Origin of the sequence: Mucilaginibacter sp. (assembly GCF_965201005.1) — a bacterium.
Lineage (GTDB): Bacteria > Bacteroidota > Bacteroidia > Sphingobacteriales > Sphingobacteriaceae > Mucilaginibacter_A.
In genome coordinates this window covers 3,493,885-3,510,917 of the sequence record NZ_OZ241747.1, presented here as the reverse complement: position 1 = coordinate 3,510,917, position 17,033 = coordinate 3,493,885, and the positions used below count along the sequence as shown (strand labels likewise).

Annotated in this window: 11 protein-coding genes; 8 read left to right on the top strand and 3 right to left on the bottom strand. The window is 43.1% G+C overall.

What is annotated here, in order from left to right:
• Positions 1–11 precede the first annotated feature (11 nt).
• The 3 genes from ACOFKR_RS15960 to sprA all read left to right on the top strand — a co-directional run bounded on the left by ACOFKR_RS15960 (position 12) and on the right by sprA (position 10,124).
• Positions 12–2,294 (top strand): NADP-dependent malic enzyme, encoded by a 2,283-nt coding sequence (locus ACOFKR_RS15960; protein WP_419801795.1) that lies wholly within the window; start codon positions 12–14, stop codon positions 2,292–2,294.
• Positions 2,295–2,455: 161 nt separating this feature from the next.
• Positions 2,456–3,043 (top strand): Holliday junction branch migration protein RuvA, encoded by a 588-nt coding sequence (ruvA, locus tag ACOFKR_RS15955; RefSeq protein WP_419801794.1) that lies wholly within the window; start codon positions 2,456–2,458, stop codon positions 3,041–3,043.
• A gap of 25 nt (positions 3,044–3,068) precedes the next feature.
• On the top strand, positions 3,069–10,124 hold the full coding sequence (gene sprA, locus ACOFKR_RS15950) for a cell surface protein SprA (protein WP_419801793.1): 7,056 nt from the start codon (positions 3,069–3,071) through the stop codon (positions 10,122–10,124).
• 72 nt (positions 10,125–10,196) lie between these two features.
• Here the strand turns inward: sprA and ACOFKR_RS15945 are convergent, their stop codons facing one another.
• On the bottom strand, positions 10,197–10,781 hold the full coding sequence (locus ACOFKR_RS15945; protein WP_419801792.1) for a hypothetical protein: 585 nt from the start codon (positions 10,779–10,781) through the stop codon (positions 10,197–10,199).
• Positions 10,782–11,046: 265 nt separating this feature from the next.
• On the opposite strand from ACOFKR_RS15945, the gene gcvH reads away from it, so the two are divergent.
• The 5 genes from gcvH (at position 11,047) to ACOFKR_RS15920 (ending at position 15,004) form a co-directional block, all read left to right on the top strand.
• Complete coding sequence (gcvH, locus tag ACOFKR_RS15940; RefSeq protein WP_419801791.1) at positions 11,047–11,427, top strand: glycine cleavage system protein GcvH; 381 nt, start codon at positions 11,047–11,049, stop codon at positions 11,425–11,427.
• Entirely contained in the window at positions 11,427–11,822 is a 396-nt protein-coding gene (locus tag ACOFKR_RS15935; RefSeq protein ID WP_419801790.1) for a VanZ family protein, read from the top strand. The genes gcvH and ACOFKR_RS15935 overlap by 1 nt, the downstream gene beginning before the upstream one ends.
• Before the next feature lie 214 nt (positions 11,823–12,036).
• Positions 12,037–12,252 (top strand): FeoA family protein, encoded by a 216-nt coding sequence (locus ACOFKR_RS15930; protein WP_419801789.1) that lies wholly within the window; start codon positions 12,037–12,039, stop codon positions 12,250–12,252.
• 6 nt (positions 12,253–12,258) lie between these two features.
• Positions 12,259–14,376 carry a ferrous iron transport protein B gene (feoB, locus tag ACOFKR_RS15925; protein WP_419801788.1) on the top strand — a complete coding sequence of 706 codons (2,118 nt, stop codon included), beginning with the start codon at positions 12,259–12,261 and terminating at the stop codon, positions 14,374–14,376.
• Positions 14,377–14,392: 16 nt separating this feature from the next.
• Positions 14,393–15,004: a SprT-like domain-containing protein gene (locus ACOFKR_RS15920; RefSeq protein WP_419801787.1), complete on the top strand. Its 612-nt coding sequence runs from the start codon at positions 14,393–14,395 to the stop codon at positions 15,002–15,004.
• A gap of 2 nt (positions 15,005–15,006) precedes the next feature.
• Here the strand turns inward: ACOFKR_RS15920 and ACOFKR_RS15915 are convergent, their stop codons facing one another.
• Both ACOFKR_RS15915 and ACOFKR_RS15910 read right to left on the bottom strand, forming a co-directional pair.
• Positions 15,007–15,609 carry a dihydrofolate reductase family protein gene (locus tag ACOFKR_RS15915; RefSeq protein ID WP_419801786.1) on the bottom strand — a complete coding sequence of 201 codons (603 nt, stop codon included), beginning with the start codon at positions 15,607–15,609 and terminating at the stop codon, positions 15,007–15,009.
• Between the two features lie 27 nt (positions 15,610–15,636).
• Entirely contained in the window at positions 15,637–17,019 is a 1,383-nt protein-coding gene (locus ACOFKR_RS15910; RefSeq protein ID WP_419801785.1) for a LutB/LldF family L-lactate oxidation iron-sulfur protein, read from the bottom strand.
• Between the last annotated feature and the right edge of the window lie 14 nt (positions 17,020–17,033).

Genomic DNA, 17,033 nt, shown 5'->3' with positions numbered 1-17,033 from the left:
AAATAAACCTGATGAGCAAAAGTAACAAGATAAATAACCGTAAACAGGATGCGCTGGACTACCACTCGTCCGGTCGGCCGGGCAAAATTGAAGTTGTGCCAACCAAGCCTACGCAAACCCAGCGTGATTTATCGCTGGCCTATTCGCCGGGCGTGGCCGAACCTTGTTTACGCATTGCCGAAAACCCGGAAGATGTTTATAAATATACAGCAAAAGGCAATTTGGTAGCTGTCATCAGTAACGGTACAGCGGTTTTGGGATTGGGCGATATTGGCCCTGCAGCCGGCAAACCGGTAATGGAAGGCAAAGGTTTATTATTTAAAATTTTTGCTGATATTGATGTTTTTGATCTGGAGCTCGATACTAAAAATGTAGATCAGTTTGTGCAGATTGTAAAAGCTTTAGAGCCAACTTTTGGCGGTATCAACCTGGAAGATATTGCGGCACCGTTGTGTTTTGAGATAGAACGCCGGTTGAAGGCCGAAATGAAAATCCCGGTAATGCACGATGACCAGCACGGAACGGCCATTATTTCCGGCGCGGCATTGATGAATGCCGTCGAAATTCAGCATAAAAAATTAGATACCATAAAAGTAGTGGTAAACGGAGCAGGTGCGGCGGCAGTTTCCTGTTCAAAACTGTATCTGGCAATCGGGGTAAAAAAGGAAAACCTGATTATGTTTGATAAAGACGGTTTGCTGCACCATGGCAGAACGGACCTGGATGACATCCGCAGGGAGTTTTTTACCGATCGAACCGATGTAAAAACACTAAGTGATGCGATGAAAGGGGCCGATGTTTTTGTGGGATTGTCCGCAGGAAACGTGGTTACACCGGAAATGCTGCTTACAATGGCACCAAACCCGGTTGTGTTTGCCATGGCCAATCCGGAACCGGAAATTTCCTACGATCTGGCAACCCAAACACGCGATGATTTAATAATGGCAACCGGCCGGTCGGATTACCCAAATCAAGTTAATAACGTGCTGGGTTTCCCGTATATTTTTCGGGGTGCGTTGGATGTCCGGGCAACGGGCATCAACGAAGCCATGAAACTGGCAGCGGTAAAAGCCATTGCAGAATTGGCTAAAATGCCGGTTCCTGAAGAAGTAAACCTGGCTTATAACGCCCGGAATTTAAAGTTTGGCAAAGATTACATCATCCCAAAACCGGTTGATTCCAGATTGATTACTACCGTTTCTACAGCTGTGGCCAAAGCGGCCATGGAATCAGGGATTGCCGGTAAACACATTACCGATTGGGATGCCTACCACGAAGAACTAATCAGCCGGTTGGGCAAGGAAGACAAGCTGATGCGGGCACTTTCCGGCAAGGCAAAATCAGGGCCGAAGCGCGTGGTTTTTGCAGAAGCCGATAATTATAAAATCCTGAAATCGGCACAAATTGTAAGAGATGAAGGAATTGCCGTGCCGATTTTACTCGGCAACAAAGAAAAAATCCAGGAGATTATGCAGGCGAACGACCTGCAAATGGATGGCGTAGAAATTATCGATCCGTTGACCGGGACAGAAAACTCGGCAAAATATGCGGATTTCCTTTTTCAAAAACGACAGCGCCGGGGCATTACTTTTTTTGATGCCCAAAAATTGATGCGAGACCGAAATTATTATGGCGCAACTATGGTTCAGTTTGGCGATGCGGACGCATTGATTTCCGGCCTCACCAGAAATTATGCCGCAACGGTAAAGCCCGCTTTGCAGGTAATCGGTACAAAATCCGGCGTAAATTTAGTTGCGGGTATGTACATGATGATTACAAAAAGCGGCCCCGTTTTTTTTGGCGATACCACCATAAATGTCAACCCAACGGCGCAGCAAATGGTAGATATTACGGTTTTGATCGAGCAGGCGGTCAGCCGGTTCAACATCAAACCGCGTGTGGCCGTGCTTTCATATTCTAATTTTGGGTCGAATGATGGCCTGGTGCCGGAGAAAACCCGCGAAACCGTGCGGCTGCTGCATGAGCAATATCCGGAAATGATTGTGGATGGAGAGATGCAGGCAAACTTTGCCATGAACTCAACACTGCTGAAAGACAATTATGAGTTTTCTAATTTAAACGGTGCAGCGGCAAATACGCTGATTTTCCCTAACCTGGAATCGGGCAATATTGCCTACAAACTACTACAGGAAATCGGAGGGGCAGAAGCCGTTGGCCCGATACTTTTAGGCATGAACAAACCGGTGCACGTGTTGCAACTGGGCAGTTCTGTGCGCGAGATTGTAAACGTGATAACCATTGCCGTTGTGGACGCGCAAGAAAACCAGCACTAAAAAAACAGGGGTAAAAACAGCATTGGCCTGAAATGTTGATGCTGTTTTTATCAGCCTAAAATCAGGATATACTGCTTCATTGCGGATGTTAAATTTAGGTTGATAAAAGAAGCATCGGTCAAAAAAAGCCCTTCAACATAAAACAAAAATATCGAGCAAACATGTACGATTATATCAGCGGAAAACTGGCTTTTAAATGCCCGGCTTATGTGGTTATTGATGCCGGTGGTGTGGGTTATCACATCAACATTTCGCTTCATACTTTTTCCCAACTTTCGGTAAACGAAAATAATTGTAAACTCTTTACCTGGCTTCACGTAAAAGAAGACGCACACACACTTTATGGTTTTGCAGAGGAAGGGGAGCGGAGGCTGTTTTTACACCTGATTTCTGTATCAGGGATTGGCGCAAATACCGGCCGGATGATGCTCTCATCCATCACTCCCGCAGAAATACAGCAGGCTATTATTAAGGGTGATGTGCCTTTGATACAGCGGATTAAGGGAATCGGGCCAAAATCTGCGCAAAGGATAGTTTTGGAGTTGCAGGATAAACTGAAGAAAGAAGGACCGGATTCTTTGATCTCAGTTCCGGTAAACCATACGGTTAAAGAAGAAGCTTTATCTGCCCTGGTGATGCTCGGTTTTGCAAAAATTGCTGCAGAAAAAGTGATCGATCAGATTGTGAAAAAAGATGAGGAAAATTTAACCGTTGAGAAACTAATTAAAATAGCTTTGAAAAATTTATAGTTACCATATTTTTTTGCTTTTACAGGTGAACTTTATTAGAAAGATGCTGTGCGGGTTGTGTTTTATTATAGCTTTTAGCTGTAATAATATAGTTTTTGCACAAACAGCAACCGGATTAGGCAAAGTTGATACAACTGTTAAAGTACAAGCACCAGACGTTGCCCGGCAAAGCCGAACCAGCCAGCTGCGGCGCGGTGCGTTATTACCTGATCCGCCAAACCTGGTGCGGACGGTAGAATATGATCCGTCAACTAATCGGTATATTTTATCAGAACGGGTTGGTAATTTCCTTTATCGCCCGCAGCGTTACCTTACTTACAGCGAGTATTTGCGTTTAAAGCAAACCAGCGACATCAAAGAAAACTGGAAGAAGTTGTCGGACAAATACGCCAATGATTCGCAGCAACAGGGTTTTATCCCGCAGATTAAAGTCAGGAGCCAGACGTTTGAAAAAATTTTTGGCAGCGAAGTAATTGATATTCATCCGCAGGGATCTGCAGAAGTGATTTTTGCCGGTCAACTTAACAAAAACGAAAACCCGCTTTTTAATACGCGGCAACGCAACCAGGGAAATTTTAATTTTGATCAGCGGATCCAGATGAACGTAACCGGTTCGATCGGTGATAAACTGAAGATTTCTACCAATTATAATACCGAAGCACAGTTTCAGTTTGAAAACCAGTTAAAGCTGGATTACACAGGCAAACCGGATGAAATTATTCAGAAAATAGAAGCCGGTACGGTTAGTTTGCCGCTGCCAACTTCGCTCATCAGCGGGAGCCAGGCTTTGTTTGGGGTGAAAACAAAGCTACAATTTGGCAAGTTGAACGTTACGAGTATTTTCTCACAGCAGCGGTCGCAAAGCAGGCAAATTACCATTTCAAACGGTTCGCAGCAGGGCAACTTTAGCTTGTCGCCATCAGATTATGAAGCCAACCGGCACTACTTTTTATCGCAGTATTTCCGGAATAATTACAATAAGGCACTGGCCAACATCCCGATCATCAGTTCCAATGTCACCATAACTAAAATTGAAGTTTGGGTAACGAATCGAAGCAACACCACCAAAGATTCCAGAGATGTTTTGGCTTTGCTGGATTTGGGCGAATACAATCCTTATAACAAAACGCTTGTTCGCGGCGGTGCCGGGTTTTCTGCATTGCCTGCGGGTTTTACCGGCCCGGGTTTTCCGCAGCAATCCAACAATTTACTGCAAAATTTACCGGCCAACGCACGTTTGACCAATTCTAATGATATAGCAAACTATTTTCAATCGACCGGAAGAACGGACAATTACAGCAAGCTCACTTACGCCCGGAAATTAACGGCAACAGAATTTACACTGCATCCGCAATTAGGTTATATCTCCCTGAATTATCCGCTTAATAATGACGAAGTGCTTTCTGTGGCTTACCGCTACACCTATAACGGAACCGAATATCAGGTTGGAGAGCTTTCTACCGATATTCCGGTGGATGCGGCCACACCAAAAGTTTTGTACACCAAATTGCTGAAAAATGAATTGTTAAAAACCAGTTTGCCCACCTGGGATTTGATGATGAAAAACATTTACACTTTAGGTGCTTACCAGATCAGTCCGAATGATTTCAGGCTGACTATTACGCATTTAGATGATAAATCGAACATCGAGAAACCCATTATGGGCGAAGGCCAAAACACCGCCGGTAAACTTTGGCTGCAACTAACCGGATTGGATAACCTGAACCCGCAAGGTGCCAAACAGCCGGATGGTTATTTTGATTTTTTAGAAGGGATTACCATTGATTCGCAAAACGGCCGTATCACTTTTCCGGTGGTAGAGCCTTTTGGTGCCGATCTGGCCAAACAGTTTATTCCCGGCACGGAGCAGGATTTGATCAACCGTTACGTTTATCAGCCGCTGTATGATTCTACCAAAACCATTGCACAGCAGTTTTTTCCGCAGTTAAACCGTTATGTCATCCGCGGGACTTATTCATCACAATCCGGTTCCGAATTTCAGTTAAATGCCATTAATATCCCGCAGGGTTCTGTGGTGGTAACAGCCGGAACGCTACGTTTAACGGAAGGTTCTGACTATACGGTAGATTACAACATTGGCCGGATCAGGATAATCAACCAGGCTTTGCTTACTTCCGGTCAGCCCATCAACATTAAACTGGAAAGTAACGAGTTGTACGGCATTCAGCAAAAATCATTGTACGGTTCGCGTTTTGATTATAAATACAATAATAAATTAAACTTGGGTGCAACAGTAATGCACTTAACCGAGCAACCCATCACCCAAAAGGTAAGTATTGGCGATGAATCAATTTCTAACACGATATATGGTTTTGATGGCACTTACAGCTCACAATCGAGGCTGTTAACGCGTTTGGTAGATAAGTTGCCGTTCATCTCAACTAAAGTACCTTCCTCTGTAAATTTCAGCGGGGAATTTGCGCAATTGCTGCCCGGCCATCCGGCTGCACTTAATTTTGCCGGTACAAAAGACGGAACAGCTTACCTGGATGATTTTGAAAACAGCAGTTCTTTAATTGATATCAAAAGTGCAGTAAACTGGCAGATTTCGGGTACGCCGCAGCTTTTCCCGGAATCGCAGCTGGATAACGATCTTTCTTATGGCTACAATCGGGCGCGGCTGGCTTTTTACAACATCGACCCGATTTTTTATAATCGGAGCAGTTCGCTTGCTCCGGCCCTGGCAGACTCCCGGAACGAACTTTCTAACCAATATGTGCGCGAAGTTTTAGAACAGGAAGTTTTCCCCTATAAACAAAGCATTACCGGCCAGCCTTTAAGTTTGCCAACTTTAGATCTGGCTTTTTACCCGAAAGTGCGCGGCCCGTACAATTTTACAACTACCGGCATCAACCAGGATGGATCGCTGCAAAATCCGCAAAGCCGCTGGGGCGGTATTTTTAGGCGGATGGATAGTAATGATTTTGAATCGCTGAATGTACAGTACATTGAATTTTGGATGCTGGACCCGTTCATATATAAACCCAATTCAGCAGGCGGCGATTTGTATTTTAACCTGGGCAGTTTATCCGAAGATATTTTAAAAGATGGCCGTAAAAGTTTAGAAAACGGTTTGCCTGCGGATGGGGATGTTTCCAAAGTAGATTCTACCGTTTGGGGTCGCGTGCCAAAATTACAGCCTGTCGTGCAATCTTTTGATAACGATCAAACTGCCCGCGCTTTGCAGGATGTGGGTTTGGATGGATTGGCCAATGTAGATGAGCGCCAGAAATATGCTTCTTTTATCAGGCAAATTCGGTCAACGTTAAGCACTACGGCAACCAATCAGCTTGTCAGTGATCCGTCTTCCGATGATTATTTATACTTCCGGGGCCCGGCTTATGATGAAGGCAATGCCGGGATTTTAAAACGGTACAGCCAGTACAACGGTACAGAAGGCAACTCAAAAACTACAGAGCAATCGCGGGCACAATTAGGACTGGACAATTCGGCCTCAACTTCGCTGCCTGATGGCGAGGATATAAACCGCGACAACAACATGAGCCAGGCGGACGAATATTTTCAATACAAAGTTTCTATTCGGCCACAAAATTTAGTGGTTGGGCAAAATTTCATTTCAGACAAAGTTACTTCGACAGTAAAGCTGGCCAACGGCACTACGCAGACTGTAAACTGGTATCAGTTCAGGGTGCCAATCCGGAATTATCAATCTAAAGTGGGCAACATTCAGGATTTTAAAGCCATTCGTTTTATTCGGATGTTCATGACAAATTTTGCCGATACTTCGGTGCTTCGTTTTGCCCGGCTGCAGCTGATCCGTGGTGAGTGGCGGGCCTTCAATACCGAAAACAGCACTGCCAATGTGATAGCAGACCCTGCTATTATAAATCCTACGCTGGACAATTCTACCATTGATGTATCCACGGTCAATATTGAAGAAAACGGTAACCGTGTGCCTATTCCGTATGTAGTTCCGCCGGGCATTACCCGTCAGCGGGATTTTAACAATTACACTACTAATACGCAACTGAATGAGCAGGCTTTGCAAGTGCGCGTTGCCAATGTGCGCGATGGTTATTCTAAAGCTACGTTTAAAACTTTTTATAACGATTTGCGCCAGTACAAAGAGCTGGAAATGTTTGTCCATGCAGAAGGGACACAGCTGCAAAATGGAGATGTGAGTGCTTTTATCCGTTTGGGTGTGGATTATATTGATAATTATTACGAATATGAATTGCCGTTGCAGGTTACCACTCCCGGCACACGAGATGCAGACGGCATTTGGCCGGCAGCTAACCGCATGGCTTTACAATTGTCCATTTTAACCCGTGCAAAAACAGCACGTAACAACGCTTTGTTAAATGGTACTCCATGGCCATTAAACGTGCCTTATACTTTTACCGATGGTGCCAACCGTGTAACCATTAAAGGGCAGCCGGATTTGAGCCGTTTGCGTACCATTATGCTGGGCGTACGCAATCCGTATAAAGGTAATTCGCCTGCGGGAAAAGATGACGGACTTGATAAATCGGCCATTGTTTGGTTTAATGAGCTGCGGCTAACCGGTTTTAACGAGCAGGGCGGCTGGGCGGCAATTGGCAGGTTTAACGCAAAATTGGCTGATTTGGGTGATGTAAGTGTGTCGGGCAGTAAAAGCACCATCGGTTTTGGTACGCTGGATTCCAGGATCAATGATCGTAGTTTGAGCGACAGGCAATCGGTGGATATGTCGGCCAATATGGAGCTGGGCAGGTTCTTTCCAACAAAATCCGGCGTCAAAATCCCGGTTTATGTTAATTATTCTAACCAAATCATCACCCCAAAATATGATCCTGCCAATCCGGACATCGAACTAAAACAGGAACTGGCACAAGTATCCAAAGCTAAAAAAGATTCGATCATCAACGTATCCGAAGATTATACCGTTCGGAAAAGCATCAACTTAACGAATGTACGTAAAGTAAAAACAGACCCGAAAGCCAAAAACCATTTGTGGGACGTGGAAAATCTGAGTGCAACTTATGCTTACACGGAATATGATCATCATGATTTTATCACCGAAAATGCCTTTCAAAAAACATATGTGGCCGGCCTGAACTATATCTACAATAATCAGCCTAAATTTTACAGTCCGTTTCAAAAAGTATTTAAAAGCAATATGCTGAAGCTGTTTCAGGACATTAACTTCAGCCTGCTGCCTTCCCGGTTAAATTTTAACATCAGCTTAAACCGTTTTTATTCTGAAAACACGCTGCGAAATAATGATCCGGAGAATTTTATTGCGATACCAACCACTTTCAGCAAAAACTTTCAGATTAACCGCGTTTATGGTATTGGTTGGAATTTAACCAAGTCTTTGCAGATGGATTTTGATGCCACAAATCTGGGTGTGATCGATGAACCGGCAGGCCGCATCAACGGTTTAAAACAGGACACGCTTTGGAATAATCTGAAAAAGTTAGGCCGAACAGTAAATTATACGCATACCATCAATTTTAATTACACCACGCCAATCAACAAAATTCCGGGTTTTGACTGGACGAACATGAGCGTTCGGTACAGCACACAGTTTAACTGGAACTCGCAGGCATTGTTTTCCTTGCAAAACCCCAACTTGAATGTGGGCAATACCATCCAAAATTCGCGTACAATCCAACTCACCCCAGTGCTTAATTTTACAGGATTATACAATAAATTTTCATTTCTGCGGAAAGCAAACGAAACGGAAAAGGGCGGAATTGCCAATCTGTTTTTGCATGTTTTGACCAGTGTAAAAAACGTAAGCGGAACTTATACGCGCACAGAAGGAACATTTTTGCCCGGCTATCTGCCTAAAACCAAATTTTTTGGGGAGGATTTGAACTACAATGCGCCCGGAATCGGGTTTTTATTGGGAAGTCAGGCCGATATCCGCAGCCGCGCCATTTCAAACGGCTGGATCACTACAGATTCTTTGCAAAACCAGTTGTTTACCAAAACACTTTTGGAAGATATGCACCTGCGCGGCGTGCTGGAACCGATACCGGATTTACGGATAGAACTTTCTGCCTTCCGCACCCGGAACCTAAATTATCAAACCAACTTCAAATACTCAGCCCAAACCGGCGATATTGAAAACCTGAGCCCGATAACCACCGGCGATTACAGCATTTCCTATTTTACGCTGCCAACGGCTTTCTCCAAATCTTCGGGCATCAACAATACCTCTTCGGTTTTTGAAAAGTTTTTGAGCAATCGAAACGTAATTTCGCAGCGTTTGGGCCTTTCGAACCCAAATTCAACCCGCACCGTTACCAATGGTTTTGCAGATGGTTATGGTGCCAATGCTCAAGATGTGCTGGTTCCGGCTTTTCTGGCTGCTTATTCCGGCAAAGATGCCAGTAACATAAGCACGGGAAGTTTCCCGAAAATCCCGATCCCGAACTGGGATATCCGTTACAATGGGTTAAGCCGCATACCTTTTTTAGCCGAATATTTTGATTCTTTTGATCTGAGCCACGGCTATCGTTCTGCTTACAGCGTTAATGGTTTCAATACGCTTTTACGTTATTCGGAAACAAATGGAGCGGTAAATGTGCGCGATGCCAACAACGATTTCCTGCCGCTGTACCAATACGCGCAAATTACAATTTTCGAGCAGTTTGTGCCTTTGCTTGGTTTGGATGCACGGTTTAAAAACAGCGTCACCACGCATTTTGAGTACCGGAAAAGCCGTGCGTTGAGTTTAAGTTTGCTCAACAGCCAGCTTACGCAGCAAAACGAAAGCAATATTGTGTTTGGGTTCGGTTATCATACCACAAATTTCCGCTTTCCTTTTGGCTTGTTCAACAACTTAATTTTGAAAAACGACATGACTTTTAAGTTTGATTTTGCCTTGACCGATAACAAAACCGTGGTTTACCGGCCGGATGTGCAGGAAGCCGATATTTCGTCCGGGGCCAAAAACATTACCGTTCGGCCATCAATCAATTACGTGATCAACCAGCGGTTTAACTTGCAGTTGTTTTACGATTCTAACATCACCAAACCATACACTTCCCAATCTTTCAATACAGCTTTTACCAATTTTGGGGTAAATTTGAAGCTGCTTTTCCAGTAATACCAAAATTTAGGGCATAAAAAAAGTATGCTGTTTTTAGCATACTTTTTTTGAGTTTGATCAGAAATCAGATTATCTAACGTCGTTCATAACTTTTCTTGCAGTTGCCCTGCCTGGTAAATAAACCTGGAAACCAAAGTTTAAGCTAACATTGTTGGCATAGGCACTGCTGCCAAAACCTACAATGCCATTATACTTTAACAAAGTTTCCAATCCGATGCTTGGCGTGATAAAATAAGCAACACCCGGGCCAATACCAAGCCCTAAACCGTTGGTAGAACCGCCATTAGCAGGCAAATTAACACCATTGATACCAACGTTTGCTTCAAGAAAAAGGCGTGTGTGCTTAATAATTTCCGGGGCAGATGCTTTGCCGCCGTAATAACGGCCTAACGCGCCAATACCATAAGAAGTTGTTGTTCCATTTCCTTTAACTGTTGTCAAACCTAAGTTGCCATAAGCTCCCAATGCTACATTATCCTGAATAAACCAAGCCGCTTTTGGTGCTAAAGACACACTGAAACTGGTTGGTTGGTCTAAACCTAACTGCAAATTGGCTAAGTCGGCACCGATCAAAACGTTGCCTTTTTGAATTTGTGCGTTTGCGCTAAAAATAAACGTGAATAACGCAAATGCAGCTAATGTAATCTTTTTCATAGTAATTTTTTTATTTGTTAATCCTGCAAAGTTAACTGTTCTGATATTTAAAAGTTTTAATTTTCAGATAATTCCTGACAACTGCATGATCTTTCGGGTTCATCAGATTATTTTAAACAAAGTTAAAAAGCTGATTTTTAGAAAATAAGCCTAAAATCAGCAACCAGAAATTTAGTCGATAAAAACAGCATCAAGCATCAAATTTTCCGATATGAAAAACATTTCTCAATCGGTTTTTTGCTATTTTTGAGAAAAAAACACGAACATGAATTTTCCTTCTGCATTAAAATATACCAAAGATCATGAATGGGTTTTGGTTGATGGTGATACCGCCACGATCGGCATTACGGATTTTGCACAGCACGAACTGGGCGATATTGTTTACATCGATATCAATACAATTGGCGAAGAAGTGGCCAAAGAAGCCATTTTTGGTACGGTAGAAGCCGTAAAAACAGTTTCAGATTTGTTTATGCCCGTAAGCGGCGAAGTTTTGGAAATGAACAAAGCTTTAGACGCCAACCCGGAACTTGTAAATTCTGATCCTTTTGGTGAAGGCTGGATGGTGAAAATATCCATCAAAAATGCTGCAGAACTGGACGAATTGCTATCCGCAGAAAGCTATAAAGAACTGGTTGGTGCTTAATGCAAAAACTTTTTAAACACCAAAGCCCGGCTTTAATCTGGGCTTTGTTTATTTTGATAATTTGCTGTGCTTCTTTAGGTAAAGCCGGAGAGTCGCCTCTGTTTTTCAAAGGTTTTGATAAACTAACACATACCGGTTTGTTTTTTGTGCTCACCATATTTACTTTATATGGTTTGCTGCGTAAACAGGCGCATCATCAGTTGTCGGCAAGCATATTTGCTTTTGTACTGGGTATTATGTTTTTGTTCGGCGGTGCCATAGAATTGCTGCAATTAAAGGTTTTTACTTACCGAAGTGCAGAATGGGCTGATCTTTTTTGTGATGTATTAGGTACTTTAATGGGAATATTCAGTGTATCAGTAACCACTTATGCTATCCAAACGCAACGTCAGTAAGTATTTTTTTACAGGTTTAATGGCTTTAATGCTGTTTTCTTCCTGCAGCTTGTTTCATAAAAAATGCAATTGCCCGCATTTTCGGTACAATTCCTTTCAGCATTAAGCCCTTAAAATTTACCGATAAAAGAAGCATTCTTTTTACAAAATATCATCAAATCTTATTTGGATTTAATTCAAATAAGCGATAGTTTTACGGTATAAATTGTATTTCATGAAACTTTCGCAACTGAGTGTAGGAAAAAAAGGGATCATCAAAGAATTTACTGATTTGGCAATGTCTGTAAAACTGATGGAGATGGGTTGTTTGCCAGGCGAAGAAATCAGCATACAACGCATTGCGCCCCTTGGAGACCCGATTGCCATCAACGTTTCCGGCTATCAGCTTAGCCTGCGCAAACGCGAAGCTTCTACCATTATTTTACAGTAATTTGAGTTGAAACCCGAAATAAAAGTTGCGTTAGTAGGAAATCCAAATACTGGCAAATCAACACTTTTTAACGTTCTTACCGGCCTTAACCAAAAGGTGGGCAATTTTCCGGGTGTTACGGTAGATAAAAAAACCGGTTTCTGTACTTTGACCGATGGCCGCCGTGCCGAAATCATTGATTTGCCCGGAACTTATAGTCTTTACCCAAAAAGTAAAGACGAATCCATCGTTTTTTCTGTACTGGCAGATCAGGCCAATCCGCACAATCCGGATTTGGTTGTGGTTATTCTGGATGCTTCCAACCTCAAACGTAATTTGCTGCTATATACACAGGTTGCAGATTTGAAAGTGCCCGTTATTGTTGCTTTGAACATGATGGACATGGCCAAAAACGCCGGATTGGAAATCAACATAAACCTGCTTTCAAAAAAATTAGGCGTTTCGGTTGTGCCAATCTCTGCCCGCAAAGCCGAAGGAATTGATGCGCTAAAAGAAGCAATCAACTACGCCGGAAAAATTGCTTTACAGGAAGATACGATTGACATTTCACAGCTGGCCCCGCAACTTATCCACAGCATCCGCGAAGAAATTTTGGTTGATAACGATTATTATGCGCTGCAACTGGCACATCAGCATGAGTATTTACAATTTTTATCGCCCCAGCAAAACAACCGGATCGAAAGCCTGGAGGAAGAATTTAGCTTCCATTCGCAAAAATCCCAGGCTACAGAAACCATTGCGCGTTATAATTTTATCAATGATGTGCTGTTTGATGTAGTAATCCGCAAAAATCATTTTGCAGAAAAGGAAAGCTACAGCAACAAAATTGATAAAATCCTTACCCATAAAATTTTCGGTTTTATTATTTTCTTTGCCATTTTAATGTTCATTTTTCAGGCGATATTTTCCTGGTCGGCTTACCCAATGGCATTAATTGAGGATTCATTCACTTGGCTCAGCACAACTTTACATGCCATTTTACCTGCCGGGCCACTTACCAGTTTATTGCTTGATGGCGTGGTGGCCGGTTTAAGCGGCGTGCTGGTTTTCATCCCGCAGATTGCCATTTTGTTTGCTTTTATTTCGATCCTGGAAGACACCGGTTACATGTCGCGCGTTACGTTTATGATGGACCGGATCATGCGGAAAGTTGGCCTGAACGGTAAATCAGTAGTGCCATTAATTGGAGGTTTTGCCTGCGCCGTGCCATCGATCATGAGTACGCGCACCATCGAAAACTGGAAAGACCGCATGATTACCATTATGGTTACGCCTTTAATTACCTGTTCTGCGCGTTTGCCGGTTTATACGTTGCTTATTTCACTTGTTGTTCCTAATCGCAATATTTGGTGGGTTTTTAATTTACAAGGTTTGGCCATGATGGCGATGTACTTGTTCAGCGTAGTTTCGGCCGTTGTTGTTGCGTTTGTTTTTAAACTGATTTTGAAAAGCCGCGAACGTGGTTACTTTATCATGGAGTTGCCCGTTTACCGGATGCCACGCTGGAAAAACGTGGGTTTAACCATGTATGAGCGTTCTAAAACTTTTGTGGTACAGGCCGGGAAAGTCATCATTGCCGTTTCCATTATTTTGTGGGTGATGGCTTCCTACGGACCGGGAAAACGGATGGCCGAAATAGACCGGAAATATAGCAATGCTTCTTTTACGGCACAAAAATCGGCAGATGAGTTACAGCATTTAAAAGCTACCGATCAGCTCGAAAATTCTTATGCCGGTATTTTAGGCCACGCTATCGAACCGGCAATCCGTCCTTTAGGTTTTGATTGGAAAATTGGTATCGCCCTGATCACTTCTTTCGCTGCGCGTGAGGTTTTTGTAGGAACAATGGCCACGATTTACAGCGTGGATGGTAATGCCGATAAACTGGATTCGGTGATGGATAAGATGAAACACGCCCGTAACCCCGACACGGGTTTGCCGGTTTTTACTTTCGCCGTGGCCATGTCGCTGATGATGTTTTACGCTTTTGCTATGCAATGCGCCAGTACAGTTGCCGTGGTTTATCGTGAAACAAAAGAATGGAAATGGCCGGTTATCCAGTTTGCTTACATGACGGTTTTGGCTTACGCAGCGAGTTTTATCACCTTTCATTTGTTAAAATAAATCGCGATTTTACAGCGTGGACAAAACCGAAATCCTTAAACAATACCTGCCGGAAAGTGCTGCGCCGGTAATTGCCAAATGGATCGATTATTTTCAATGTGAATTTAAAGTTTCGCGCAACCGCGGCACCAAGTTTGGCGATTACCGTTCGCCTTTTGGTAGCAAAGGACATCGCATTTCAGTTAATTTCGACCTTAATCCTTATGCTTTTTTAGTAACAACCGTACACGAGTTTGCGCATTTATATACTTTTAACCAGCATCAGCATAAAGTAAAACCGCACGGTGCCGAGTGGAAAAGCAATTTTAAACGGATGATGAAGCCGTTTTTTGAGCTGGAAATTTTTCCGCCTGATGTTAAAACGGCCATCACCAATTACTTAGATAATCCCGCCGCTTCCAGTTGTTCTGATTTGACTTTATTTCGCGTCCTCCAAAAATATGATGTAAAAGAAGCATCTGTTATTTTGGTAGAAAAAATCCCGGCAAACGGTTTGTTTCGCTGGAAAGACGGACGGGTTTTTCGGCGGGAAGAACGGCTGCGGAAACGTTATCGTTGTGTGGAAGTAAGTACGAATAGAGTTTATCTGTTTAATCCGGTAGCGGAAGTGGAAAAGCTGGAAAATTAGTTTTACAAATCCAGCATACTTAAATCAAATTTTGGCGGCATGATATAACGCATTTGCACCAAGCCGCTGGAATAAGCTTTGTGTTCTATCAGCATTAACTCTATTTTTTCTTGTGCGTGATGAAACAAAGATTTTCCTCCGCCCAAAATAATTGGATGGACCGAAATCAAAAATTCATCCACTAAGTTTTGTGCCATAAAAGAAGCAAGCAAATCTGCACCGCCAAAAAACCAGATGTTTTTGCCTTCCTGTTCCCTAAAATCTTTTACAAACGAAATAAGATCAGCACGGCGGATTACCTTTACCCCAAAATGCTCTTCTTTTACAAGCGTATCAGAAAACACATATATAGAATGATCTTCAAAAAAGCCTAATCCGGCCTGCGCGATCAATTCGTAACTTTTTCTACCCATAAACAAAGCATCGGTGTCTTCGGCAAAATCTGTTAAGCCGTAATCCTGATCGTTCAGGCACCAGTCGATTTCGCCTTTCGGCCCTTCAATATAACCGTCCAAACTGGTTGCAATGTTTAAGGTGATTTTACGCATACGTTTTTTTAGTTCATAGCTGATAGTTGATTGATAATGGTCGATAGCAAAGTCCATGAACTATCAACCATAAACCATTACCTATCAGCTTTCTCCGTTCTTTTCCTGCCATTGCTGGCTAAAGGATTTTGGGGCAACTTCCGGCATTTCCCGCAAATGTCCCCAAGTGTGTTTAAATAGAAATTTTAAGAAGAAATTCTTGGTTTTTCCTCCAAAATAATCGGTTAATTTGCGGCTTTGCATTCCTTTTTTCCACAAAGCCCAGCCCCATTTTTCTTTGATCGGGTTGAAGTTTTGTTTGACGGAATCGCGCCGGTTGAGCAGCAGCATTTTATGCAGATCAATTTTTACAGGGCAAACTTCCGAACATTTTCCGCATAAACTGGAAGCATAACTCAAATGTTTAAAATCCTCCATACCTTTTGTGTGCGGCGTAATGATGGAGCCAATCGGGCCGCTGTAAGTGGTTTCGTAAGCATGGCCGCCAATGTTTTTATAAACCGGACAAGCGTTTAAACAAGCACCGCAGCGGATACAGTACAAAGCCTGCCGCTGATCTTTTTGGGCCAATAAATTCGTTCGGCCGTTGTCCAGCAAAATCACGTACATTTCTTCCGGGCCGTCGGTTTCGTGTGCCTGCCGCGGTCCGTTTAAAATAGAATTATAAACGGTGAGGTTTTGGCCCGTTCCATGCGTAGAAAGCAGCGGCCAGAATAAATCCAGATCAGCCATCGAAGGGATCATCTTCTCAATCCCCACAATAGCAATATGGATTTTAGGGAAAGTGGTACACAAGCGCGCGTTGCCTTCGTTTTCGGTAATGGCGATGCTGCCCGAATCGGCGATTAAAAAGTTGGCTCCCGTGATGCCAATATCTGCATGGACGTACTTTTTCCGGAGCAGCTCGCGCGCTTTCATCGTTAATTGTTCCGGCGTGGCATCTATTGGCGTGCCATAATGTTTGTTAAACAATTCGGCAATATCTTCTTTAGATAAGTGCATGGCCGGCGTAACAATATGATACGGTTTCTGGCCAAGCAATTGAACGATGTACTCGCCCAGATCAGTTTCTAAGCTTTCAATATTGTTTTGAGTAAGGAATTCATTCAAATGAATTTCCTCCGTTACCATTGATTTGGATTTGACTACTGTTTTTGCACCTGCTTTTTGGATGATGTTCAGGATTTCTTTTTGCGCTTCTTCTGCATCATTTGCCCACAAAACTTTACCGCCGCGCCGCTGGAAATTGGCTTCAAACTCGGGCAAAAGCTTGTCTAAGTTTTCCATCGTTTTCCATTTGATTACGTGCGCTTTACGCTTGGCATTTTCCAGATTGGCCAAACGCGCAATCCCACGCGAAACTGCCGCATCATATTTACCAATGTTATGGTTGATAATGCTGCGGTGCTTCAGATCAAAAGCTTTGGCTTCGGCATTCGCAATAAAATCTTCGGCAGTTTTGCTCATGCTGTAAAATTAAG

What these genes read in the sequence shown, in the direction of transcription:
- ACOFKR_RS15960 (WP_419801795.1), top strand. Translation starts at nt 12, where the DNA reads ATGAGCAAAAGTAACAAGATAAATAACCGTAAACAGGATGCGCTGGAC.
- ruvA (WP_419801794.1), top strand. Translation starts at nt 2,456, where the DNA reads ATGTACGATTATATCAGCGGAAAACTGGCTTTTAAATGCCCGGCTTAT.
- ACOFKR_RS15945 (WP_419801792.1), bottom strand. Translation starts at nt 10,781, where the DNA reads ATGAAAAAGATTACATTAGCTGCATTTGCGTTATTCACGTTTATTTTT.
- gcvH (WP_419801791.1), top strand. Translation starts at nt 11,047, where the DNA reads ATGAATTTTCCTTCTGCATTAAAATATACCAAAGATCATGAATGGGTT.
- ACOFKR_RS15935 (WP_419801790.1), top strand. Translation starts at nt 11,427, where the DNA reads ATGCAAAAACTTTTTAAACACCAAAGCCCGGCTTTAATCTGGGCTTTG.
- ACOFKR_RS15930 (WP_419801789.1), top strand. Translation starts at nt 12,037, where the DNA reads ATGAAACTTTCGCAACTGAGTGTAGGAAAAAAAGGGATCATCAAAGAA.
- ACOFKR_RS15915 (WP_419801786.1), bottom strand. Translation starts at nt 15,609, where the DNA reads ATGGACTTTGCTATCGACCATTATCAATCAACTATCAGCTATGAACTA.
- ACOFKR_RS15910 (WP_419801785.1), bottom strand. Translation starts at nt 17,019, where the DNA reads ATGAGCAAAACTGCCGAAGATTTTATTGCGAATGCCGAAGCCAAAGCT.